The organism is Asticcacaulis sp. YBE204 (assembly GCF_000495855.1).
Lineage (GTDB): Bacteria > Pseudomonadota > Alphaproteobacteria > Caulobacterales > Caulobacteraceae > Asticcacaulis.
On sequence record NZ_AWGF01000001.1, the window covers coordinates 569052 to 590806 of the forward strand.

Below are 21755 nucleotides of genomic sequence, written 5' to 3' on the forward strand. Positions count from 1 at the left end.
AAATAATTCTGATTAATCAGAATTATTATGAGCCAGTTTTCGCGCCTGTTTCAGCGATTTTACGTCGCAAACCCACCGCGGCACGGTCAGCATGATCAGGGCCGCTTCGAGTTGCGATACGATGCCCAAGGCCAGAATCAGCCAGAAAAACAGCCCCGCCTGACCGGTCAGAAACATCTGACTGAGCAAGGCCCACAGGCCGAGCGTGAACAGTTTCGACAGGACATGATGCGTCGAAGCTTCGCGTTTGAAACGCACATAGCTGATCAGGTGGACGCTTAGTTCCAGCACCCCCAGAACTACAATCATGACCCAGGTCGTACCGATCAGAGTCGGGTGCAGCAGATGCACCGCGACCGCCACACTGAGCCAGAAAACGACGTCGGCGCGGCTGTCCATCACGCGCAAGGCCGGCGTCACGCAGTCGAGTTTTCGCGCGATGACTCCGTCGAAAATATCGGAGATCACCCCGGCGGCCAGCAACCCGACGCAGACAATGGCGGCGTGCGGCACGTGCAAAAGACACAGCGCGATCATCACCGGCCCGGCCAGCAGCCTGAATCCGATCAGCCACCACGGTATCTGCCGCGCGTTCATTATTTCGCGGCGACCGCGTCGATCAGGGCGTGGACTTCTGGCGTATCCCACTTGGCTTCACCGCCCAGACGCGCGACCTCCATACCGGTCTTGTCGAGGATGATCGTCGTCGGCATGCCGATGACGCCCCACTTCGACAGGGGCTGCACTTCTGGGTCGTTGTAGAAGACCAGCGGTTCATGCACATCGAGGAAGTTCTTCGCCTCGGCCAGCGATTTCGCCTCGTCGATGCTCAGCGTCAGAACGGTGACCTTGGCCGGATCGTAGCTCTTTTGCAGGGCGGCCAGCGTCGGCATTTCGACGCGGCAAGGGGCGCACCACGTCGCCCACAGGTTCAGCACCACGACGCGGCCCTTGAACTCGGCCAGGGTGTGCGGTTTGCCGTCGCGGTCGAAAAAGCTGATGTCGGTGAGTGGCTGGGGCGTTTCATGCGTGATCAGATTGGCCAGCGACCCGGTCGCGTAGCCTTTCAGCGGGCCTTGTGCGGTTTCAGTTTCCGCCGTCTGTTCGGGCGTCGCGGCTTGACGGAACCACATCACCCCCGCTACTGAGGCGGCGATCACCAGAACCAGTACGCCGAGCACGATAAAATTAAATCGCTGTTTCCGAACGGACTTGGTTTTGACCTCTTTTGCGGGTTTAGCTTCCGCGCCGTCCGCGACTTCGTTCTCGTCCAAAGGCTCGTTCATGTCCGATAGTTCCCAAAAGCCTTCAGAAGGTCAAAAAATGTGGGGTGGACGTTTCTCTGCCCAACCCGACCAGATTATGCAAGCGATCAACGTTTCGATCGAGGTCGATAAGCGCCTGTGGGCGCAGGATATCGCCGGGTCGCGCGCCCACGCCGCCATGCTGGCCAAACAAGGTATCATAAGCGCCGACGCCGCCCAAGAGATCGACGCCGGATTGGCGAAAATCGTCGAAGAGATCGAAGCCGGCACCTTTCCGTTCCGCACCGAATTCGAAGACATCCACATGAATGTCGAGGCGCGTCTGCGCGAACTGATCGGCGCGACGGCGGGGCGGCTGCACACCGCGCGCTCGCGTAACGATCAGGTGGCCACCGATTTCCGCCTGTGGGTCCGCGACCGCGTCGACTACACGATCACGCAATTGCGCGGCCTGCAAAGCGCGCTGGTCGCTCGTGCCGATCAATATGCCGACGCCCTGATGCCGGGCTTCACCCATTTGCAACCGGCACAGCCGGTGACCTTCGGCCACCACCTGATGGCCTATGTCGAGATGTTCGGTCGCGACGCCTCACGGTTTGAAGACGCCCGCAAGCGCATGAACGAGAACCCGCTGGGCTCGGCGGCACTGGCAGGCTCCCCGTTCCCCATCGACCGCCACATGACCGCCGAAGCACTTGGTTTCGACCGTCCGACGGCTAATTCGCTCGATGGTGTGTCGGATCGCGATTTCGCGCTCGAATCCTTGAGCCACGCCTCGCTGTGCGCCGGGCACCTGTCGCGTCTGGCCGAAGAAATCGTCATCTGGACGACGCCGCAGTTCGGCTTCGTGCGCCTGTCGGACAGCTTCTCGACCGGGTCTTCGATCATGCCGCAAAAGCGCAACCCCGACGCCGCCGAACTGGTCCGCGCGAAGACCGGCCGCATCAATGGCGCGTTCATCGCGCTCACCACCGTCATGAAGGGCCTGCCGCTCGCCTATTCCAAGGACATGCAGGAAGACAAGCCGCCGGTGTTCGAAGCGTTTGAGGCGCTCGATCTGGCGCTGGCCGCCATGACCGGCATGATCGGCGACCTGACGGCCAATACGGAGCGCATGAAGGCCGCGGCATCGTCCGGTTTCTCGACCGCGACGGACCTCGCCGACTGGCTGGTGCGCAACCTCAACATGCCGTTCCGTGACGCGCACCATGTCACCGGCGCGGCGGTGAAGCTGGCCGAAGGGCAGGGTGTGGATTTGGCGCAACTTTCGCTGAGCGATCTGCAAAATCTGGAAGCGGGCATCACCGAAGATGTGTATAGTGTTTTGACACCCGAAGCTTCTGCGGCCTCGCGTCTGTCGTACGGGGGCACCTCTCCGGTAAAGGTGCGTGAACAAATCCAGCGCTGGAAGGACCTCCTGGCATGACCCTCTCTGTTTCGCGTACCGTTTTAAAGGCCGTTGTTCTGGCCGCCGCGCTCGGCCTTTCCCTGACCGCCTGCGCCAAGCAGGGCGATCTGGAAACCGCGCCGCCGCTGTGGGGCAAACGCGCGCAGGAAGAGATCGCTGCCAAGAAGAAGGCGCAGGCCGAGGGCAAGGCGACCGAACGCGCCCTGCCGCGCAAGGAATACAAGAACGAGATGGCCGACCCGTACCAGCAGAACCAGAAGGTCACCGAGGCCCCTCTGGAAGGCACTGGCAACGCCCAGCGTCAGTAACCAATCATACCTCCCCGCCACGCGGGGAGGGGGACCGTCGGCGGAGCCGATGGTGGTGGGGGCCTTTTCCTTCACCGCATAAGGCAGACTAATGAACCATTTCGAATACAAGAACGGTGAAATGCACGTCGAAGGCGTCACGGTCAGGGAACTGGCCGAGCGCGTCGGTACGCCGCTCTACATCTATTCGTCGGCGACGCTTGAGCGCCACTTTCAGGTCTTCTCTCAGGCCCTGTGGAGCAAGGAAGCGTTGCAGAGCCCCAAGGGCGAAGCGCCGCTGATCGCCTATGCGACCAAGGCCAACTCCAATCTCGCCGTGCTGCAAACCCTGGCCGAACAGGGTGCCGGGGCCGATACCGTCTCCGAAGGCGAGATCCGCAAAGCCCTGATGGCCGGGGTCGCGCCTGAGAAGATCGTCTTTTCCGGCGTCGGCAAGACCAATGACGAAATGGCCTTCGCGCTGAAAACCGGCATCTATCAGATCAATGTCGAGTCGCGCCCTGAGCTGGAGCGCCTGAGCCATGTGGCGGGCGCGCTCGGCCTTGTCGCGCCAATCGTTATCCGCATCAATCCCGGCGTCGGCGCGGGCGGCCATTCCAAGATCACCACCGGCGGCGCCAAGGACAAGTTCGGCGTTTCGGCGGCGGAAGCCATCGCGCTCTACGGTCAGGCGGCGTCCGATCCGAACATCGCGCCGATGGGCATCGCCTGCCATATCGGCAGCCAGATTTCCGATCTTGCCCCCATGCAGGCGGCGTTCTCGAAGATGAAGGGCTGGGTGCAGGAACTGCGCGCCAACGGCCTCAGCGTCGAGCGCCTCGACCTCGGCGGCGGGCTGGGCGTCCCCTATTTCAACCAACCGGAACCGCCGTCGCCCGCCGATTTCGCGCAGATGGTCGCTCTGACCGTCGGCAATCTGGGGGTGCGCTATACGTTCGAGCCGGGGCGTCTGATTGCGGCCAATGCCGGGATTCTGGTCTCGCGCGTCATCCACGTGCATGAGCGCGCCGATTCCGGTCAGAAGTTCCTCGTCGTCGATGCGGCGATGAACGACCTGATTAGGCCTGCCATGTACGACGCCTATCACGATATCCGCCCGGTCTGCGAACCGAAGGACACCAAGAAGGGCACCTACGATGTCGTCGGGCCGGTGTGCGAAACCGGCGACACCTTCACCCGCGGGCGCGACCTGCCGGTGATGAAGGCGGGCGACCTGATGGCCTTCATGTCGGCGGGCGCTTACGGCGCGGTGATGGGCAGCGAATATAATTCGCGGCCATTGGCCCCCGAAGTGCTGGTCCGCGACGATAAATGGGCCGTCGTGCGTCCGCGCCCGTCCTATGAGGACATGATGAATCAAGAGGTCCTGCCCGACTGGTTCCGGCCGCGCAATATGCGGGCAAGCGCGTAACGCCTGACAGGATTCTTTCCTTGATTCGTCGGTTAACCTGAGCGAAAGTCGAATGGTTAACGGGATGGGCCAGGTTTTGGGGAACCGGGATGACGCTGCAACGCACCAAACGCTTTTCGCGCCTGAACCGGGCGCTGGGCTGGACGGCCACGGTCATGGTGTGGGAACGCCTGTTGCCCGCCCTGACGCCGTTCCTGTTGCTGGCCGCCGCGATTGCCGTGGCGTCGCAGTGGGGTCTGTTTCTGGCGCTGGGGACCATCGTCCATATCGCTGTGCTGGTGGTCGGTATCGCCATCGCTACCACCGCAGCTGTGCTGAACCTGCGCGGGTTCAAAACCCCGACCTTTACCGAGACCAATACGCGGCTGGCCGTGGATAATAAGGTCACGCCGGAATATCTGCTCGGCCTGCGTCATTTAAAAAAACAGCCGAGCCTGAAAATCGGCAAGGCCAAGGCCGGTCTGGCCAAGGGCGACCCGTTCGCTCTGCGTTATCTGATGCTTGTCCTGATCATGTTCGGCTACCTGTCGCAGGGCCCGGTGCCGTGGACGCAGGTCGCCAGCGGTTTCGCACCGCTCGGTAAGCCGGGTGTGGTGCTGGTCGCGATGGACGCTCACCCCTGAATAGACGCCTCACGCTTATCGGACTGGCACTGGCCGGAATCGCCGCCGTCGCGTGGCTGGCGATCTACCGTGACGCGCCGAAACCCGATCTGTCACCCCCGCTTGCCGCCATTACCGGCGCGGCCGAAGCCATCGATGGCGACTCGCTGCGCGTCAACGGCGTTGAAATCCGGCTGGAAGGCGCGGATGCTTTTGAATACGACCAGCTTTGTGGCACCTTTGCCTGTGGTGCAGCGGCCAGCGCCAATTTGCACCGCCTGATCGACGGCAATGCGGTGCGCTGTGAGCCGGAAGGCGAGGACCGTTACGGACGGACCTTGGCGCGTTGTTTTGTCGGCGACACCGACATCGCCGCGGCTCAGGTCCGCGCCGGTCTGGCGGTCGCCTATCGCCGCTATTCCGACCGCTATGTTCGTGAGGAAGAGGCCGCGCAAGCCGCCAGACGCGGCGCTTGGGTCTACACTTTCCAAACGCCGGAAGACTACCGGTACGCCAAAAACTAGACCGCGCACACGCCGTCGTCGCAGGTCGGGCCAGCATTGCGCTGTTCCGGCGGCAGGTCGTCCCACGCCCGTTGCAGGACCTGCGCGAAGGCCTCAGCCGGTTGCGCGCCCGACACGGCATATTTGTTGTTGATGACAAAGAACGGCACGCCATTGGCCCCGCGCTGGGTGATGAAATCCTGCTCCTCGACCACAGCATCGCTGTAGCGGTCGGTCTTCAGAAAGGCTTCGGCCTCAGACGCATCGAGCCCAACCTCGCTGGCCAATGTCACCAGCACCGCATCGTCGAACAAGGACTGGCCTTCGCTGAAATAGGCGCGGTACAGCCGCTCGACCATTTCCGCCGCCAGACCGCGATCCTCGGCAAATTTGATCAGCCGATGCGATTTGAGCGTATCGCCGGAGATCGTATTATCGAGGTGATAGTCCAGCCCGACCGAAGCCGCCATCTGCACGACGCGCGCCTGATTTTGCGCCACCTGATCCGGCGTCATATTGTATTTGCGCTGGAGCATGTCCTTCACCGGCGTAGGCGGCGCATCAGGCGACAGGCGAAACGCGCGGTGACGAACGGTGACGGCATTCTTACCCGCAAAATCGCCTAAAGCGCGTTCGAACTGACGTTTGCCGATCCAGCAAAAGGGGCAGATGATATCCGACCAGATGTCGACGGTAATGGCGGTCATGCTTTCAATTCCTTCATACCTCCCCGCCACGCGGGGGGACCGCACGACGCGCGAAGCGCTAGATGCGGTGGTGGGGGCCTGCGCTTTTGATGCGGCGGATTACGTGGGCCGCAGATCTATGCGCGGTATCTACACGAGCCCCCCACCGTCTTTTGCCGCTTCGCGTCAAAATCCACCTCCCCCAGTAAACTGGGGGAGTATGAAGAGGGCTTGGTGTTTATATTAGGTCGCGCGTTGAAATCGCAAGCAGGTACATAGGCGTAACTACCGCCGATCCGGCTGGGCCAGCGCGCCGACCGGTGTTTGCAGGCTCCAGCGGACGCGGTCACGCACGACCTGACCCTTGTACGGGCTTTCGGCGATGATCTGGTTAAGGCCCGGTGACAGGGTAATGTTCTTGAACACCACGATCCCGCCCGCTGCGTTTTGCGTGGCGATCGTCACGCCATTGACCTTGAGCGTGACCTGCGGCTGGTTGGTATAGATCTTCACATCGGTCGCCGCTTTCGTTCGCTCGTCGAAACGGCGCGAGGTGATGTAGACGACCGGTTCCGCCGACCATTGTGCCTTGTAGAACCAGAAGGCATCCTTCTTCGTGCGCCGGTCGTAGGTCACCAAACCCTTGTCATTGATACCTGAATGGTCGCCTTCGTTGCGACCGTCGGACGCGGCATCGAACATCTGCCAGACGAAGGTGCCCCAGATGAAGGGCCGTGCCTTCAAGTGCGCCCAATTGGCCTCGTGATAGAGCGCCTGATACTGTTCCGGGTGCCAACCCGACGGCGGATCGACGCGGGCGGGTGGCGATTCCTGATGCTTGACGCTGCCCCCCGCGCCGTATTCCAGCACGGCGAAGGGCTTGGTCGGGAACCTGGTGTGATAGGCGTCGGCCCAAGTGCCCATTTGCGCAAATTCGTCCTTGTACCAGCCGAAATAGCGGTTGAAGCCGATCAGGTCGGAGGTCTGGGCCAGGGGCGCGTCGTCGGCCTGACAACAGTGGGCGTAGATCGTCGGGCGTGTGCGATCCTCGGCTTCGGCCACGGTATTCAGGCCTTTCAGCGTCGCCGCCACGAAAGGCTCGGTGCCGTGGACCTCGTTGCCAAGCCCCCAGGCGATGACGCTGGGATGATTGATATTCTGGCGGATCAGTTCGCGCATCTGCAAGGCGGCATTGGCGCGAAAGGCCTCGGTATCGACAACCGTGCCGTTGAGCGGCACCTCGGTCAGGACCAGAAACCCGCGACGGTCGGCCTCGTCATAGGCGGTCTGAGCGTGCGGATAGTGGACGAGGCGCACGGCATTGGCGCCCATCTCGGCCATCAGGTCGAAGTCCTCGACGATATCGAGATCGCTGATCGCGCCGCCCTTGCCGGCGCGACTGGCGTGCAGATTGACGCCGTGGACCGCATAGGGCTTGCCGTTGAGCAGCAGGCCTTTTTGCGCATCGAAGACGACGCTGCGCACCCCGAACGCCGTCACCGTACGGTCGAGCGTAGCGCTGTCGTCGGTGACCTCGGTGACCACCGAATAGATGTACGGATCGGCCACGCCGTTCCACAGGTGCGGATTGGGCAGCTTGCCCGCGATGACGACGCGCCCGGCTTCACTGGCCTTGAGATTGATCGGTTTGGAGGCGCTGAACACCGGCTTGCCGTCGGCACCGAAGATGCGGGTCTGGACGATCAGCCTGGTGCTGCGCGACCGGCTGTTGCGTACCGCGACGCTCATAGACAGGTCGGCATTGCGCTCCGACACATTGCTGGTCGAAACGGCCACGGCGGGCGAGCCGTAATCGAGGAGGTCGAACCCGGCGTCGCGCGTCTGGATCAGCGACACACCGCGCGTTATTCCGCCGTAAAACGTATAGTCCCCGGCCAGAGGCGCGACGTGCGGCCACGCGGCGTTATTGACGCGCACAGCGATGATGTTCTTCCCCGTCTTGATATGGCGGGTGATGTCGAAGCGGAAAGCCGTAAACCCGCCTTCGTGACGACCCACAAACACCCCATTGACGAACAGATCGGCGACCAGCGCCACGCCGTCGAACTGGATATAGAGCCGCTCATTGGCGGGGACGGCGCGCATGTCGAGCGTCTTGCGATACCAGGCCGTGCCGCGATAAAACGACGGCCCGCTGGTCACGGCCCCATCGTCGCCGTCCGAGAGGTTGAAGGTGTGGGGCAGGGTGGCGACCTGCCATTTCGCGTCGTCGAAGGTCGCGGCCTCAGCGCCCTTGATGTCCTCGCGTTTGACCCGCCACTCGCTATTGATCGAGGCGACCGAACGGGCTTCGGCGACGGATGCCGTCAGGAGAAGGCAGATTACCCCCATCAACGCGGAAATCGATCGGATCATGGCGGGCCCTGTTTGTTTTTTGCGATCTTGTTAGGTCTTAGAAAGGCATTATGACGCAAACAAGACCGCAGGGTCCATAGGCAAGGGATGCGAATGTCGAAACGGAAAAAACCACCTCGCCCCTTGTAAAAAGTTACGGTATAACATATGTGCTGACTCCCGAAGACAGGATGCGCGCATGGCCATGGCCCCGGACCCCGATAAGCCGAACACCGTGATGGACCTCATGGCCATTACCCTGTCCGGCCTGTGTCTGGCCCACTGCCTTCTGCTGCCATTTGCCATCGCTGCCCTGCCGGTGCTGGGGCAGGTGGCGGGCAGCCACGTCGTCCATCAGGTCTTGATCCTCATTGCCGCCCCGCTCAGCATCTGGACGCTCAGCCGCTCTAAGGGCTGGCGCAAGCCGGGTGTCGCGATCCTTGCCGGGCTCGGTCTGGCGCTGTTGACCGGCGCGGCTTTTATTCCCGTGCTGATCGCGCACGAAACTCTGATCAGCGTGGTCGGGGCCATGATGGTGGCCTGCGCCCACTATATCAACACGCAGCGTCATCGCGACGCAAAGGCCGCAAAGGCCTGATTTTTGGCCTGATCTTGCGCAAAACGGTGTTGTGCGCTTACATGCGCCCATGACCGATACCTATCAAAGCCAGCCCTATCAGCTTACCCAAAGCGAAATGCGGGAGTTCTACTTCCTGACCTATTATCGCAGCGCGCGCCGGCCCGGTGCTGTTTTGGTCAATCTGATCTTTTTCATCGGCTTTCCGGTCTATCTGTACTGGGATCAGCTTCGGGCAGGCCATATCACTGCGGCGCTGATCTGGGTGCTGGCCGCTGTAATCTTCATCTACGGTCTGGTGCCGTTCGTCCTCTCGGTCATCGCCTGGAACCGTTACCGGAAAACCCCCGCCAACCAGTCTCCGCGCACGGTGACCGTCGATGCCGAGGGGCTGGCTTTCAGCAATGATCTGCTCAATACTCGCTTCGGCTGGGGCGCCATCACGGCGTTTCGCCGCTCTGCGCGCTTGATGATGTTTTACGGCAATGCCAATTCTGCCTTTATGGTGCCGGTGCGAGCTTTTGCCACGCCCGAAACCGCCGAGGCTTTGGGCAATTTCGCGCTTAAGCAGCTTGACGGACGCGCCTGACCCTATATGACGGGCGGCGGTTACATTTGTTCGGATATTACCATGCTGCGCCACATCGTCATGTTCAGTTGCAAAGACATCGAGAGCCGTGACGATATCCGCAATGGCCTGTCGATCCTGACGCAAATCCCGCACGCCCAGAAGCTTGAGGTCGCCTTCAACGAAAAGGTCGATCAGCTCGGCAACGATATCGAAGTCATCGTCTATGGCGAATTCGCCGATGTCGAGGCCTTGCGCGCCTACAAGGCGCATCCGCTCTATCAGGAATCGATCGATCGCGTCCGCCCCATCCGCGATATGCGCGTGGCGGCGGATTACACGGTCGAAAGCGCGGCGACGACCGCGCTCTAAGTGATCCATAAGTTTTGCTCCGGCGTATGTAAGGGGAACACAATTTTGCCTTCGCAGTGCAGCATTATGCCTGTCACGCGAGTTTGAATTGGCATTTCGCCGGTTTGGTTCAACATTTGGCATAAGTTTTGGTCTCATTTTAGGAACGGGGGCGTTCGATGAACAGGTTGAAAACCCTTGCGCTGAATGCGGTCGCCCTGTGCGCCCTTGCCGGTGCCGCAGATGCCCAGACCCCTGTCGTGCCGCTGACCGCGCTTGAGGCTACTCAGTGCCGCGCCATCGCCGAAACCCTGCGCGACCGCGAATATGAGCAGATGAGCAGCCTGATCACGCGCATCGAGCGTTCGCCCAACCTGTCCGTCGAGGCGCTCAACGCCGTGCAGAAGCAGATCAGTACCAACGAGACCAGCATCAAGACTCTGGAAGGCCATGCCGACCGGTTCGCCTTCGCCGCTCAGCCCAATGACACCCTCAAGGCCTTGGTCGTCAAACAGGACACGGAGGCGCTCAAGCTGAAACTAAGCGATTGCCTTGAGCGCGTGCCGCCGGTGGTGCCGTCAAAACCGGCGATGGCGAAGAATTAAATCAATATCATACTCCCCCGGCGTGCCGGGGGAGGTGGCAGTGAGCGTAGCGAAGCTGACGGAGGGGGGCTTGCATCGACACTGCGCGAGAATCGGCTGGCCCATTTATCAGCTGTAGAGATAGCGCAGGCCCCCACCACCCCCGCGATAAATCGGTGCGGTCCCCTCCCCATCAGAGATGGGGAGGTATAATTTACTCAGCACTCCACCACATTAACGGCCAATCCGCCCTGCGAGGTTTCCTTGTACTTCGACGACATGTCGAGGCCGGTCTGGCGCATGGTTTCAATCACCTGATCCAGGGACACCTTGTGATCGCCTTCGTCGCGCAAGGACAATCGCGCGGCATTGGCCGCCTTGACCGCGCCGATGGCGTTGCGCTCGATGCACGGGATTTGCACCAGTCCCCCGACCGGATCGCAGGTCAGACCCAGATTATGCTCCATGCCGATTTCGGCGGCGTGTTCGATCTGCGTCGCGGTGCCGCCCCAGACGGCGCATAGACCTGCCGCGCCCATCGAACAGGCAACGCCGACCTCGCCCTGACAGCCCATCTCGGCCCCTGACAAGGACGCCCGCTGCTTGTAGATCATGCCGATCCCGGCCGCGGTGAGCAGGAACCGTCCGATCTTGCCGTCCGAACGCGTATCGGCCTCGCTCCAACTGTCGAACGCACAATAATAGCGGATCAGGGCCGGAATGATCCCCGCCGCGCCATTCGTCGGCGCGGTGACGACGCGGCCGCCGCCGGCGTTTTCCTCATTGATCGCCATGGCAAAGACGTTCAGCCAGTCGAACAGGCGTTCCGACTCCTGATTGTGGGCTTCGGTATTCAGCGTCTCGAACAGCTTCGGGGCGCGGCGGCGGACGTTCAGCCCGCCGGGCAAAATCCCCGCAGTTTTCAGTCCACGCTCTATACCGCCGCTCATTACCTCCCAGATGCGCAGGAGGCCCGCATCGGTCTCCTCGCGCGGTCGGCGGGCGTCTTCGTTGGCCAGAACGACGTCATAAATATTGCAGTTATGCTGCGCACAAAGGTGCAGCAATTCCGCCCCCGACCCGAACGGCATGGGGGCCTTGGGGCCGACGCTGATGCGGTCGTTATCGGCGGGGGCGGATAACTGCGCCGCCGAGGCGATGAAGCCGCCACCGGTCGAGTAAAGCGTGCGTTCGAAGATGTCCACACCGGCGGCGTCGTAAAGTCGGACGCTCATGCCGTTGGGATGCAGGCGCGGGGTAATGTCGCCGCGAAAATCGATGTCGCGGCGGTAGTCGAACCCGACCGTCGGGCCGCCATAAAGGTCGATCTGCGTGGCGGTTTTCAACGCGCCATACATCTGATCGGCCCAGTCGGGATCGACCGTATCGGGTTCCGCGCCCAGAAGCCCCAGGACGGCGGCCTTGTCCGAGCCGTGGCCGATGCCGGTGAGCGCCAGCGACCCTTGCAGTTCCACGCGCACCCGTGCCGCGCGATCGAGCACGCCCGCGGCCTTCGCCTCGATCAGGGCGCGGCGCGTGATACGCATGGGGCCGACCGTGTGCGAGGACGACGGCCCGATGCCGATCTTGAACATGTCGAGCGTGGAGAGCATGACGATTCCGATAGGTGCATTTGTAACTTTTTGAACCTATTACCACGCTAATGGACGGACGGGAACGTTCTGTTTCGTTACGGTCCGGCGCCGAGGGTGAACGGAATTCTGGGCGGGCGAAACGCGGCGGGGTTATCGTAAGGCTTGTCCGGATCGTAGGGTGCGCCGTCGGGCCAGAACCCTGTAGCCTCGGCCTTGTCCATGGCGTCGCCGTCTTCGACGATCTGAGGCCGGTTGGGATCGAAGGGCGACCCATCGTCGAAATAGCCCTTGAAGGCGTCGCGCTTGTATTTCATCGCCAAAAGCTTTTCGTAAAGCTGCTGACCGTAGCTGTCCTTCGGCTTTTCGTCCTCGATTTCACACTCGATTTCATCGAACTGCGCGGCGGTGAGCGGTTTGGGCGGCGCGTAAAGCTGCGTCCACAGGCGCTCGGTGGCGAGGATGAACCGCCCGGCGCGCTCGCCTTCGAGAAAGTCGGTCGGCTTGGGTAATTGCCGAACGGCCTGAACGATCAGGTCGGCCTGATCGCGGATGCGCTGACGTGCCGGACGGATGGTGTCGCGCTGATCGGGGCGGGTGACGCGCATCAGCACGACGTCGGCAACCCGGATCATGCGGACGGCGCGCTCGCCATCGAGATAGGTTTCCGGCAGGTCGATATCTTCGATGGCCTCGGCGATTTCGGCCGCGAATTCGCGCAGCTCCGCGCGGCGCTGTCTCAGTGCGCGGGCTCGTCGTCCGGGTTGAAGCCATGATCGTCCATCGCTTCATGTTACGCTGCGGCGTTTGTGGGAGGGTAAGTTCAAGGTTCTCCACAGATGGCCACAGATGCACACAGATGGTGCGCGCGATGGTGAGGGCGGATAAATGGGAGCTTGAGCGCGCGTAGCGCCAGACAAGAGATTGGCCACGGATATCCGAGTCACAGGCGCTACCGATGCCCCACAAAGGACATCCGTGTTCGCCGCGCTTGCGCGGCATCCGTGCCTTATCCGTGGCTAAAAACCTTTGGTAACGACAGCAGGCAGGAAGAGGGAGAACCACAGATTACACAGATTTCACAGATTAGGTTCGTTGCGGTTTGCGAGGATAAGTCTCAAACACCGTGTGTGCGGTGTCTCATGAATGACGCGCCTTGGCGCGTCTAATCTGTGAAATCTGTGTAATCTGTGGTTTCAAATCTTGCGGACGCCGCCACCAGACACAGGCCTAACCGCTCACAAAGACCATACGTGTGCATCTGTGGAGAGCCTCACCCTATCCGCCGCGCCTCCGAAGCCAGAGATGCCACGTCAATATTGCCTCAGACGCAAACCCCGTTATAGATAGATCAACGGGGAGGCCTTCCACATGGCGCAACTTTATGAACTCGGTCAGGCGCCGGAAGCGCTGAGCCCGCAAAAGCCGCTGTTCGGCGACGATAAAGCACTGATCAAAGCGGGGCTGATCATCGGCGGCGTCATCGCTCTGTGGAAGCTTTATGTCGCCCTGACCGCCAATGTGATCTGGGAAGAGGGACACTTTGCGGTGTCCGGACTTTATCCCGAACTCGGCTATCCCGATATCCCCGCCGGGTTTCCCTTATTGTCGCGGCTCGTCACGCTGGTGTTCGGCATGAACGTCGTACCGCTGCGGCTGCTGTCGTTGCTGATCGCCTCGGCCATTCCCTTCGCCATCTGCTTCATGGCCACGCCGGTGGTGCCGAAGCGCGAGGCGATCTGGGCTGCCATCCTGTCGCTGCTTATCCCGCCGTTGTCTATATCCGGGACGATCTTCTATCCCGAAGGCCTGTTGCAACTTCTGCTCGCCCTGATGCTCGGCTGTCTGCTGCGCGCCGTCAGCACCGATAAATGGAAATGGTGGGGTCTTACGGGGCTATGCGCGGCGCTCGGCCTCTTCGTGCATTTCCGCTTTCTGATCCCCGGCGCGGGGATTATTGTCTACGTTCTGGCGACGACGCAGGGCCGTAAACTTCTGACCAATATGAAGTTCTGGAGCGTCGGCGGGATCGCGTTGCTCGGTCTTCTGCCGTCGCTGCTCTATAACGCGTTCAACGACTGGCCCGCCATCGCCTTCCACGTCACCAATCGCCCGGTCTGGCGGCCCGATATTCAGTTTCTGATCGCCTTCGTCAGCCAGCAGTTCGCCATGGTTACGCCGATCTTCTTCATCGGCCTGACCGCGGCGGCGGTTAGGATATTGAAAAGCGGGCGCGATCAACCCGTCGCGCTGCTGGGGATCGTCGGGGTCTTTATCTTCGCGTTTTATTTCATTCAGTCGCCGGCCAATGCCAAGCTGATGCCGCACTGGCCGTTCATGGCCTATGTGCCGCTGGTTGCCGTGCTGCCCGGAGTCCTGATCCGTTTTGTCGAGGCCGCGCAAACCGCGCCGGGACAGCGTCTGCGCGGTGCCGCTGTCGGTCTGGCCCCGGTGCTGGCGCTGGCGGTGGGGATCGGCATCACGGTCTATGAATACGCGTGGACGAATACCGAAAAACTGCCGTGGCAGTGGCGGTCGATCAATTTCATGCGCAATGAAAACTGGACGGCGTTGAAACCGGTTCTGACCGACGCCGAAGCGTCGGCGCGACAACGCTTCGGATCTGCGCCGGTACTGGCGGTGTCCGGTCACGTCCCCGCCGTGCGGCTGGAGTTTCCGGACAAGGTTGTGCGCACGATCTTCACTCTGGATGAGCCCTACGACACGTTTTCGCGCTTCGGCACCGCGCGCAAAGAATGGGGCCTTGGCTATGCCGACCTGGTGAAAAGTCAGGCGGGCAAGGGCGTGGTGCTGGTTCTGCCGGAACCGAGCTATCTTTACCATCAGCCGGAGGAGTTAGCCTTTCGCGAACGGTTATGCCGGCAGTTCGAGGACGTCCAGCCCTATAGGGTTGTCGATCTGCCGCCGGGCCGCACGACGATCAATATCTATACGGCTAAAATCAGGGCTGCGGCGCTCGCGGTGGCTCCGGTACGCTGCGCCTTCCTGCCTGAGCTTTATATCGCCCAGCCGCCGCGTGGCACCTTCATGGCGGCGGACGATAACGGGAATTTCTTCGGCATCGCCACCGATCCGGCAGGTCTGACCCGTGTCGATATCCTTATTGACGGAAAGGTGGTCGCTCCGGCTAATTACGGTCTCGATTCCGAAGGATTCAGAGCCCCGAAGGCCCTGTCTTACGACCCTAACTGGCCCAAGGTGCAGTTCGACTTCAAGCTCGACAAGGCCGGGCTAAAACCGGGGCCGCACATCCTGTCGCTGCGTGGCACGCGGTCGGACGGCACCACGGTCGAAGGGGCGGCACGTTCCGTTTACGTAAAGTAAGGCGTGCCGGGTCGTGCAAACCCTTGTCTAATCGGCGTGAGTCGCATAACAGATAGACATGGCGGATATCCTTTTTTCCTCGCTGGTCGACCGGTTGCACGCCTGCGGCCCCGTCCTCAACGACGGCGCGGCGCAGTATGCCTATGAGACCATCGCCGATGTGGCGCAGGCCGAAGGCTGGCCCGACCTGCTGACTCAGGCGGGTCCTGCCCTGATGCCGGTGCTGGGGGCCTCGCCCTATCTGGCCGGTCTGATGCGGCGCGAGCCCCAGCGTCTGCGCGAAACCCTGATGTCGCCGCCCGAAGCGCGTCTCAAGGCCATATTGCTGGCGACCGAGGCCCTGGCCGAACAGGCCCTGACGATGGAGGCGGTCGACATCGACGCCGCCAAGCGCGTCCTGCGTCACCTCAAGGCCGACACGCACCTGCTGACGGCGCTGGCCGACCTTGGCGACGTGTGGAAGCTCGATCACGTCACCGCCGCCCTGACGCGCTTCGCCGATGCGGTAACCCACGCCGCCATCGCGCTCGCCATGCGCGAGGAGCGCGACAAGGGACGACTGCGCCCCTTCGATCCCAGGGGCGAGCGCGGCATATTGCCGGGCCTGTTCGTGCTGGCCATGGGCAAGCATGGGGCCGGGGAACTGAACTACTCGTCGGATATCGACATCACCTTCTTCTGCGAGTTGGATCAGTTGCCGCTAAAAGAGGGTGTCGAGGGGCAGGTCTTTATCGACCGGCTGGCGCGCCGCGTATCGAACATCCTCTCTGAGCGAACGGCGGATGGGTACGTCTTTCGCGTCGATCTGCGCCTGCGTCCCGATCCCTCCTCGACCCCGACCGTGGTCAGTGTGCCCTTCGCGCTCAACTACTATGAGAGCGTCGGGCAGAACTGGGAGCGCGCGGCCTTCATCAAGGCGCGGCCCGTCGCCGGCGACATGGTCGAGGCCAAGGCCTTTATGCAGGTTTTGTCGCCGTTCATCTGGCGTCGCAGCCTCGACTATCCGGCCATCGCCGACATTCAGTCGATCAAGCGCCAGATTCACATTCACAGCGTCCACGAACGCCTCGACCCGGCAGGCGCCAATCTCAAGCTGGGCGTCGGCGGTATCCGCGAGATCGAGTTCTTCGTCCAGACCCAGCAACTGATCCTCGGCGGTCGCGACCCCAGCCTGCGCTCGCGCCGGACGCTCGATGCGCTCGATGCCCTGCGCCGCGCCGGGCACCTGGCGCCCGCCGTCGCCAAGGAACTGAAACAGGCCTATATCCGCCTGCGCGACTGGGAACACCGCGTGCAGATGATCGCCGACGAGCAGACCCATATCCTGCCCGAGGTCGACGAGGAGCGGATGCGCGTGGCCGCCATGTGCGGCTTCACGAACCTCAGCCGTTTCGACCTTGCCGTGTCGCGGACGCTCAGGCTGGTCAACGGCCATTACGGCGAGCTGTTCTCGGATTCGGAAGATTTGTCGTCGTCCTTCGGCAGTCTCGTCTTCACCGGTATCGAGGACGATCCCGAAACGCTGAAAACCCTGACGCGTATGGGCTTCGACCATCCCTCGCAGATTTCGGCGACCATCCGCTCGTGGCACCACGGCCGCATCCCGGCCACGCGGACGGAGCGCGGGCGCGAACTGTTTACGCGTCTTGTGCCGAGACTTCTGGAAGCATTGAACGAAACGGGTGCGCCGAACATCGCCTTCACGCGCTTTTCGGTCTTTTTCTCCAGCCTCAGCGCCGGGGTGCAGATCCAGTCCCTGTTCCTCGCCAATCCGAAGCTGTTCCACTCGATCGTCGAGATCATGGGCTTCAGTCCGCGTCTGGCGCAGCTCCTGTCGCGGCACCCGACCATCTTCGACGCCATGCTTGACGCCGGGTTCTTCGACCCCTTGGGTGAGGAGGTCGACCGTCTGATTCAGGCCGAGATCGAGCGCGTCCCCGACGATATCGAAAGCGTGATGAACGCGCTGCGCCGTGTCTGTCGCGAACAACAGTTCCGTATCGGGATGCAGATCATCAATGCCCGTCTGAGCACCGAGGCGGCGGGGGCGGCCTATGCGCGCCTGGCGGACGCCTGCATCCAGCATCTGTCGCCCCTGTCGCTGGAGGAGGTCCGCCGTCAGGGCGGCAACCTGTCGGGCGAGGTCGCCATTCTGGCGCTCGGCAAGCTGGGCGGGCAGGAAATGACCGCGCGCTCCGACCTCGACCTGATGGCGGTCTATATGCCGCATGATCCGTCGGAGACGTCCGACCTCAAGGGCTGGGGGGCGGAGACCTGGTTCGGTCGTTTCACCCAGCGCCTGATCTCGGCCTTGTCGGCCCCGACGCACGAAGGTCTGCTGTACGAGATCGACATGAAGCTGCGCCCGACCGGCGCCAAGGGGCCGGTGGCGGTGTCGCTGGCGGCGTTCGAGAACTACTATACGCGCGACGCCGACACCTGGGAGTTTCAGGCCCTGACGCGGGCGCGCGTCGTGTGGGCGACGTCCGAGGATTTCGCCGATCTGGTGCGGCTCAAGATCGAGACGATCCTGCGCGCCACGCGCTCCGAGGCCCAGACGGCGCTCGACGTCCTCAATATGCGCGCCCTGATGGAGCGCGAGCGTCCGGCCAAGAGCTTCTGGGATTTCAAGCTGGTCGTCGGCGGTCAGGTCGATTGCGAGTTTGCCGCCCAGTATCTTCAACTGATCCACGCCGCCAATGGCGGGCCCCTGCGCGTGGGGACACTGGCCGCGCTTCAGGCCATGCAGCGCGCCGGTCTGGCGAAGCCTGAGGACGTCGAGGCGCTCAGTTCGGCGTGGCGGGTGCAGCAGGGTCTGGCGCAATTGCTGCGCGTGTCGCTCGATGCCGGGGACGACCCGTCGCAGGAACCCGAAGCGTTTCAGCGCAAGCTGGCCCGTGCGGTGCATACCCGTCGCCTCGATACGCTGGAAAAGAAGCTCCGCGATATCCGCAAGAAGGCCCGCGCCGCGTTCGAATCTGTGGTCGGCCCGAACGGCTAGGTAATTCGCATCCCCCGCTTCGCAGAGAGGATGAAGCGTCAATTGCGACGGATTCGAAATCGTTCCACGTGTAATTGCCTGAACGGACCCGAAAGGCCCGTTTTGTCCCGTGGTTGCTTTTGTTTACGCGCAATCGATCCGAAAACCGCTGCACACTTTTCGGATTGCGCTAGAGGTCCTCGTTATGTCTAATGTGACGCTCTTGGTCGAGGGCAACCGCTACATGGGTCAGAAAATGGATTCGCTGACGGATCCGGACGAGGCGCTGATCGCCGCCGTCGCGCGGGGCGATGCCGCCGCGACTCAGGCGCTGGTGTCACGTAAGCTGCCCCGCGTTCTGTCTCTGGCGCGCCGCCTGCTGAGTGACCCGGCCGAGGCCGAGGACGTGGCGCAGGAAGCCCTGCTGCGTATGTGGAAACAGGCGCCGCACTGGGTGCCGGGTCGGGCGCGGCTCGATACCTGGCTGCACAAGGTGGCGGTCAATCTGTGCTACGACCGGTTGCGCCGTCGTAAGGATACGGTCGATGCCAACGAGGTTGAACTGGTCGATACCGGGGCCAATCCGACCCAGCGTCTGGACCAGCAGCAGGCCAGCGCTCAGGTCGAGGCGGCGCTGAACGCTTTGCCGGAGCGGCAAAAACTGGCCATCGTCCTGTGCTACTATCAGGAGCTGTCCAATATCGAGGCCGCGGGCCTGATGGAGGTTTCGGTCGAGGCGCTGGAAAGTCTCCTCTCGCGCGGGCGGCGTCAGTTGAAGGCGTTGCTCAGCGACCAGAGAACCGATCTTCTCGGCGGTGCGCCGCCAAAAGAGCGGAAACCCGAACTTAAGCTTGTTACGCCTATTATCAGCGCATCATAGAAAGGAGCTGAAACGATGATAACCCAACCGATGACATCCGATCGCTTCGAAGCCATTATCGAGGCCTATGGCGCCACCCCCAGCCGCTGGCCCGAAGCCGAGCGGGACGCCGCCCGCGCCTTCATGCAGCGCGAACCGCAGATCGCCCGCGCCTTGATGGCCGAGGCGCGCGGCATCGACGCCCTGCTGGGGTCGCTGGCCGCACCTGAGCCGTCGGACGCCCTGCAATGGGAAGTTCTGGCGCGTCTTATGCCCGCCGCCGTGGTCGAAAAGGTCGCCGACGAATATAATGTCGTGCCATTTACGGCCCCGGCAAAGCCGAAATCGCGCGTCATGTGGCTGGCCAGCGGTCTGGCCGCCGCCTGTGCCGCCGGGGTCATCTTCGGCGTCAATATCGGTCTGGCCTCGACGGCCGATCTGCGCGCCGAAGACGTGCTGGTCGCGGCCAATTACAGCGACGTGGATAGCTGGTAATGGCGGAGACGGCGTCCAAAAAACCATCGTTGAAAATGTGGCTGGTCGGCTCGATCGTGCTGAACGTCTTTCTGGCGGGCTCGTTGATCGGGGTGGGCCTCATCGCCCAGAAGCATTTCAAGCCGCATTCGGACAAGAACCTGCCCGCCCTGACGCGGATGGTCGAGGGTCTGACGCCCGCCAATCAGGAAAAAGCACGCGAACTGCTGACCGAAGCGGCGCTGGCCGGCGAAACCGACATGAACGAAAGCCGCACCCATCGCGAAGCGGCGACGCGGCTCGTGCTGGAGGCCAACCCCGATCCTGTGGCCATTCAGGCCGAGATCATGAAGGCGCGCCGCGTCGAATCCTCGGCCAAGGACAAGATCGAAACGGCGATTCTGACCCTGCTGCTGCAATTGCCGATCGAGGAACGGGCCAAGGTCGCCGACCGCCTGATCAAGGGGCCGCAACGCGCCCGTGCCAAGGCGATGTACGACGTGAAAAAGGCTCAGGAAAAGGCTGAAAAGGAAAAGACGGGCAAGGCGTCGGCTTCGGCGTCCTGATCGGTTAATTCCGTATCTGGGGATTCGAAGCAGAATTGACCACGGAAAACACAGACAGCACGGAAACGCTGGTTCGTCTTTCTTGCCCGAAGGGCCTCTTCTTGCGAGTAACGCGCTCAGATTAAGGCGCATCGTGCAATTATAAACAGCACAATGAATTTCAGTGCTTTCCGTGTTTTCCGTGGTAAATCTTAACCATCGTCAACACATCCCGACTTACTCGGCCTTATGCGCATGGGCGCAACTGAGCACGCTGGCGATCAGCAACACGATCGCCGCGCCTTCCATGAGCGTCGGCAACCGCGCCTCCCACAAAAAGCCGTAGAGCAGGGCGAACAGGGTCTCGAACAGGATCATCTGGCCGATCAGGGTCATGGGCAACAGGCGACTGGCGCGGTTCCAGGAGGCGTTGCCGATCACCGAACAGAGGATGGCAACGCCGGTCACGACGCTCAGAAACGTCCACCAATCGGTGTCTGAGTGTGCACCCGCGCCGAACAGGAAGGCCGGGATGGCCAGAAGCAGCGCCAGCGCGCCGGTAACGACGCCGGTCAGCAGGCTCCAGTCGTGGGCGGTGACCTGTTCCAATTGGTTGAGCCAGCGGCTGTTACCAACGGCATAGACCGTCCACGCGATCAGCGCGCCGAACGCGCAGAGAAATCCGGTCAGAGACCCGCTCGCATCGCCGAAGGCTTCCCACGCCGTACAAGCGATACCCGCGATCCCCAGTAGTAGCGAGGGCACAAGCTTGATCAACGGCACGTGGCTGTCGCGGTGCCCCATCAGGGTGACGGTGACCGGCAAAAGCCCGATGATCAGGGTCGTCATGGCCACGCCGCCGGACTGCACGGCCTGCGCCAGCAGGACGTAATAGACGATATTGCCGACCAGACTCAGCCAGATCAGGCCACGCCACTCCGCGCCCCTGATCAGCGGGGCGAGCCGTTTCCACGACGGTGCGATCAGGATCGCCGCGACCAGCCCATAGGCCAGATAGCGCCCGGCCGACAGTTGCAGGGCTGAGAACCCCGGCACCAGTTCGGGCGTCAGGAAGACCAGCCCCCATAAAGCGCCCGCCGCCACGCCGCAGCCTATACCCAGCCAAAGTTTCTTTTGATCGGTCATGCTTTACCTAGGGTTTTTATACCTCCCTGCGCTTGCGCGGGGAGGGGGGCCATTGGCGGAGCCAATGGTGGTGGGGTGTCTTGCGGAGGTTCAACGCCATCATCCTAAATAGATAAGGCACCCCACCACCACATCTCACCACTTCGTGGTTCGTGCGGTCCCCGGCACCGGCCGCCCGGCTCCCCGCACTGAAGTG

The 21755-nt window shown here is 62.1% G+C and carries 21 protein-coding genes; 14 read left to right on the forward strand and 7 right to left on the reverse strand.

The features are described from left to right. Window positions 1-12: 12 nt before the first annotated feature. The gene (locus tag AEYBE204_RS23475) at window positions 13-597 is read right to left on the reverse strand and encodes a CDP-alcohol phosphatidyltransferase family protein (RefSeq protein ID WP_023460832.1); all 585 of its coding nucleotides are present in this window, start codon (window positions 595-597) and stop codon (window positions 13-15) included. Continuing rightward, complete coding sequence (locus AEYBE204_RS23480) at window positions 597-1286, reverse strand: TlpA disulfide reductase family protein (RefSeq protein ID WP_023460833.1); 690 nt, start codon at window positions 1284-1286, stop codon at window positions 597-599. Before AEYBE204_RS23480 ends, AEYBE204_RS23475 begins: the two co-directional genes overlap by 1 nt. Window positions 1287-1323: 37 nt before the next feature. Here AEYBE204_RS23480 and argH point away from each other — a divergent pair, with 37 nt between their 5' ends. The 5 genes from argH (at window position 1324) to AEYBE204_RS39815 (ending at window position 5518) form a co-directional block, all read left to right on the forward strand. Beyond that, window positions 1324-2691: an argininosuccinate lyase gene (argH, locus tag AEYBE204_RS23485; protein ID WP_052019235.1), complete on the forward strand. Its 1368-nt coding sequence runs from the start codon at window positions 1324-1326 to the stop codon at window positions 2689-2691. Next, the gene (locus AEYBE204_RS23490; RefSeq protein ID WP_023460835.1) at window positions 2688-2981 is read left to right on the forward strand and encodes a hypothetical protein; all 294 of its coding nucleotides are present in this window, start codon (window positions 2688-2690) and stop codon (window positions 2979-2981) included. Before argH ends, AEYBE204_RS23490 begins: the two co-directional genes overlap by 4 nt. 91 nt (window positions 2982-3072) lie before the next feature. After that, entirely contained in the window at window positions 3073-4392 is a 1320-nt protein-coding gene (gene lysA, locus AEYBE204_RS23495) for a diaminopimelate decarboxylase (RefSeq protein ID WP_023460836.1), read from the forward strand. Window positions 4393-4481: 89 nt separating this feature from the next. Continuing rightward, window positions 4482-5015: a DUF4175 family protein gene (locus AEYBE204_RS23500; RefSeq protein WP_023460837.1), complete on the forward strand. Its 534-nt coding sequence runs from the start codon at window positions 4482-4484 to the stop codon at window positions 5013-5015. A gap of 173 nt (window positions 5016-5188) precedes the next feature. Further along, window positions 5189-5518 carry a thermonuclease family protein gene (locus tag AEYBE204_RS39815; protein ID WP_235068056.1) on the forward strand — a complete coding sequence of 110 codons (330 nt, stop codon included), beginning with the start codon at window positions 5189-5191 and terminating at the stop codon, window positions 5516-5518. Here AEYBE204_RS39815 and AEYBE204_RS23505 read toward each other — a convergent pair. Together AEYBE204_RS23505 and AEYBE204_RS23510 are read right to left on the reverse strand one after the other, a co-directional pair. Then, window positions 5515-6204 (reverse strand): DsbA family oxidoreductase, encoded by a 690-nt coding sequence (locus AEYBE204_RS23505; RefSeq protein ID WP_023460840.1) that lies wholly within the window; start codon window positions 6202-6204, stop codon window positions 5515-5517. The genes AEYBE204_RS39815 and AEYBE204_RS23505 overlap by 4 nt on opposite strands. A 264-nt stretch (window positions 6205-6468) precedes the next feature. Next, window positions 6469-8559 (reverse strand): glycoside hydrolase family 2 protein, encoded by a 2091-nt coding sequence (locus AEYBE204_RS23510; protein ID WP_023460841.1) that lies wholly within the window; start codon window positions 8557-8559, stop codon window positions 6469-6471. 178 nt (window positions 8560-8737) lie between these two features. On the opposite strand from AEYBE204_RS23510, the gene AEYBE204_RS23515 reads away from it, so the two are divergent. The 4 genes from AEYBE204_RS23515 to AEYBE204_RS23530 all read left to right on the forward strand — a co-directional run bounded on the left by AEYBE204_RS23515 (window position 8738) and on the right by AEYBE204_RS23530 (window position 10639). Beyond that, on the forward strand, window positions 8738-9136 hold the full coding sequence (locus AEYBE204_RS23515) for a MerC domain-containing protein (RefSeq protein WP_023460842.1): 399 nt from the start codon (window positions 8738-8740) through the stop codon (window positions 9134-9136). 49 nt (window positions 9137-9185) lie between these two features. Continuing rightward, on the forward strand, window positions 9186-9704 hold the full coding sequence (locus tag AEYBE204_RS23520) for a YcxB family protein (RefSeq protein ID WP_023460843.1): 519 nt from the start codon (window positions 9186-9188) through the stop codon (window positions 9702-9704). A 42-nt stretch (window positions 9705-9746) separates the two neighbouring features. Then, window positions 9747-10055 (forward strand): Dabb family protein, encoded by a 309-nt coding sequence (locus AEYBE204_RS23525; protein WP_031229687.1) that lies wholly within the window; start codon window positions 9747-9749, stop codon window positions 10053-10055. 158 nt (window positions 10056-10213) lie between these two features. Then, complete coding sequence (locus AEYBE204_RS23530; RefSeq protein WP_023460845.1) at window positions 10214-10639, forward strand: hypothetical protein; 426 nt, start codon at window positions 10214-10216, stop codon at window positions 10637-10639. A 197-nt stretch (window positions 10640-10836) separates the two neighbouring features. On the opposite strand, the gene AEYBE204_RS23535 is transcribed toward AEYBE204_RS23530, so the two are convergent. After that, window positions 10837-12231, reverse strand: coding sequence for an L-serine ammonia-lyase (locus AEYBE204_RS23535; protein ID WP_023460846.1), 1395 nt, complete (start codon window positions 12229-12231; stop codon window positions 10837-10839). A 77-nt stretch (window positions 12232-12308) separates the two neighbouring features. Beyond that, the gene (locus AEYBE204_RS23540; RefSeq protein WP_023460847.1) at window positions 12309-12845 is read right to left on the reverse strand and encodes a hypothetical protein; all 537 of its coding nucleotides are present in this window, start codon (window positions 12843-12845) and stop codon (window positions 12309-12311) included. Window positions 12846-13581: 736 nt separating this feature from the next. Between AEYBE204_RS23540 and AEYBE204_RS23545 the strand changes: the two genes are divergently transcribed. From AEYBE204_RS23545 to AEYBE204_RS23560, 5 genes are all read left to right on the forward strand, one after another. Beyond that, entirely contained in the window at window positions 13582-15555 is a 1974-nt protein-coding gene (locus AEYBE204_RS23545; protein ID WP_023460848.1) for a glycosyltransferase family 39 protein, read from the forward strand. 58 nt (window positions 15556-15613) lie between these two features. Next, entirely contained in the window at window positions 15614-18556 is a 2943-nt protein-coding gene (locus AEYBE204_RS23550; RefSeq protein ID WP_023460849.1) for a bifunctional [glutamine synthetase] adenylyltransferase/[glutamine synthetase]-adenylyl-L-tyrosine phosphorylase, read from the forward strand. 235 nt (window positions 18557-18791) lie between these two features. Then, the gene (locus AEYBE204_RS0119820) at window positions 18792-19415 is read left to right on the forward strand and encodes an RNA polymerase sigma factor (RefSeq protein WP_035441557.1); all 624 of its coding nucleotides are present in this window, start codon (window positions 18792-18794) and stop codon (window positions 19413-19415) included. A 15-nt stretch (window positions 19416-19430) separates the two neighbouring features. Further along, window positions 19431-19889, forward strand: coding sequence for a hypothetical protein (locus AEYBE204_RS39330; protein WP_023460851.1), 459 nt, complete (start codon window positions 19431-19433; stop codon window positions 19887-19889). A gap of 35 nt (window positions 19890-19924) precedes the next feature. Then, a complete protein-coding gene (locus tag AEYBE204_RS23560; RefSeq protein WP_235068058.1) occupies window positions 19925-20434 on the forward strand; it encodes a periplasmic heavy metal sensor in 510 nt (169 codons plus the stop codon). Window positions 20435-20650: 216 nt separating this feature from the next. Here AEYBE204_RS23560 and AEYBE204_RS23565 read toward each other — a convergent pair whose 3' ends face one another. Further along, window positions 20651-21559: a DMT family transporter gene (locus AEYBE204_RS23565; RefSeq protein WP_023460853.1), complete on the reverse strand. Its 909-nt coding sequence runs from the start codon at window positions 21557-21559 to the stop codon at window positions 20651-20653. Between the last annotated feature and the right edge of the window lie 196 nt (window positions 21560-21755).

Bases quoted from the DNA above. Each gene is read 5' to 3' on its own strand.
- AEYBE204_RS23475 (WP_023460832.1), bottom strand. From the start codon at position 597: ATGAACGCGCGGCAGATACCGTGGTGGCTGATCGGATTCAGGCTGCTG.
- AEYBE204_RS23480 (WP_023460833.1), bottom strand. From the start codon at position 1,286: ATGAACGAGCCTTTGGACGAGAACGAAGTCGCGGACGGCGCGGAAGCT.
- argH (WP_052019235.1), top strand. From the start codon at position 1,324: ATGTGGGGTGGACGTTTCTCTGCCCAACCCGACCAGATTATGCAAGCG.
- AEYBE204_RS23490 (WP_023460835.1), top strand. From the start codon at position 2,688: ATGACCCTCTCTGTTTCGCGTACCGTTTTAAAGGCCGTTGTTCTGGCC.
- lysA (WP_023460836.1), top strand. From the start codon at position 3,073: ATGAACCATTTCGAATACAAGAACGGTGAAATGCACGTCGAAGGCGTC.
- AEYBE204_RS23500 (WP_023460837.1), top strand. From the start codon at position 4,482: ATGACGCTGCAACGCACCAAACGCTTTTCGCGCCTGAACCGGGCGCTG.
- AEYBE204_RS23505 (WP_023460840.1), bottom strand. From the start codon at position 6,204: ATGACCGCCATTACCGTCGACATCTGGTCGGATATCATCTGCCCCTTT.
- AEYBE204_RS23510 (WP_023460841.1), bottom strand. From the start codon at position 8,559: ATGATCCGATCGATTTCCGCGTTGATGGGGGTAATCTGCCTTCTCCTG.
- AEYBE204_RS23515 (WP_023460842.1), top strand. From the start codon at position 8,738: ATGGCCATGGCCCCGGACCCCGATAAGCCGAACACCGTGATGGACCTC.
- AEYBE204_RS23520 (WP_023460843.1), top strand. From the start codon at position 9,186: ATGACCGATACCTATCAAAGCCAGCCCTATCAGCTTACCCAAAGCGAA.
- AEYBE204_RS23525 (WP_031229687.1), top strand. From the start codon at position 9,747: ATGCTGCGCCACATCGTCATGTTCAGTTGCAAAGACATCGAGAGCCGT.
- AEYBE204_RS23530 (WP_023460845.1), top strand. From the start codon at position 10,214: ATGAACAGGTTGAAAACCCTTGCGCTGAATGCGGTCGCCCTGTGCGCC.
- AEYBE204_RS23535 (WP_023460846.1), bottom strand. From the start codon at position 12,231: ATGCTCTCCACGCTCGACATGTTCAAGATCGGCATCGGGCCGTCGTCC.
- AEYBE204_RS23540 (WP_023460847.1), bottom strand. From the start codon at position 12,845: ATGATCCGGGTTGCCGACGTCGTGCTGATGCGCGTCACCCGCCCCGAT.
- AEYBE204_RS23545 (WP_023460848.1), top strand. From the start codon at position 13,582: ATGGCGCAACTTTATGAACTCGGTCAGGCGCCGGAAGCGCTGAGCCCG.
- AEYBE204_RS23550 (WP_023460849.1), top strand. From the start codon at position 15,614: ATGGCGGATATCCTTTTTTCCTCGCTGGTCGACCGGTTGCACGCCTGC.
- AEYBE204_RS0119820 (WP_035441557.1), top strand. From the start codon at position 18,792: ATGGATTCGCTGACGGATCCGGACGAGGCGCTGATCGCCGCCGTCGCG.
- AEYBE204_RS39330 (WP_023460851.1), top strand. From the start codon at position 19,431: ATGATAACCCAACCGATGACATCCGATCGCTTCGAAGCCATTATCGAG.
- AEYBE204_RS23560 (WP_235068058.1), top strand. From the start codon at position 19,925: ATGTGGCTGGTCGGCTCGATCGTGCTGAACGTCTTTCTGGCGGGCTCG.
- AEYBE204_RS23565 (WP_023460853.1), bottom strand. From the start codon at position 21,559: ATGACCGATCAAAAGAAACTTTGGCTGGGTATAGGCTGCGGCGTGGCG.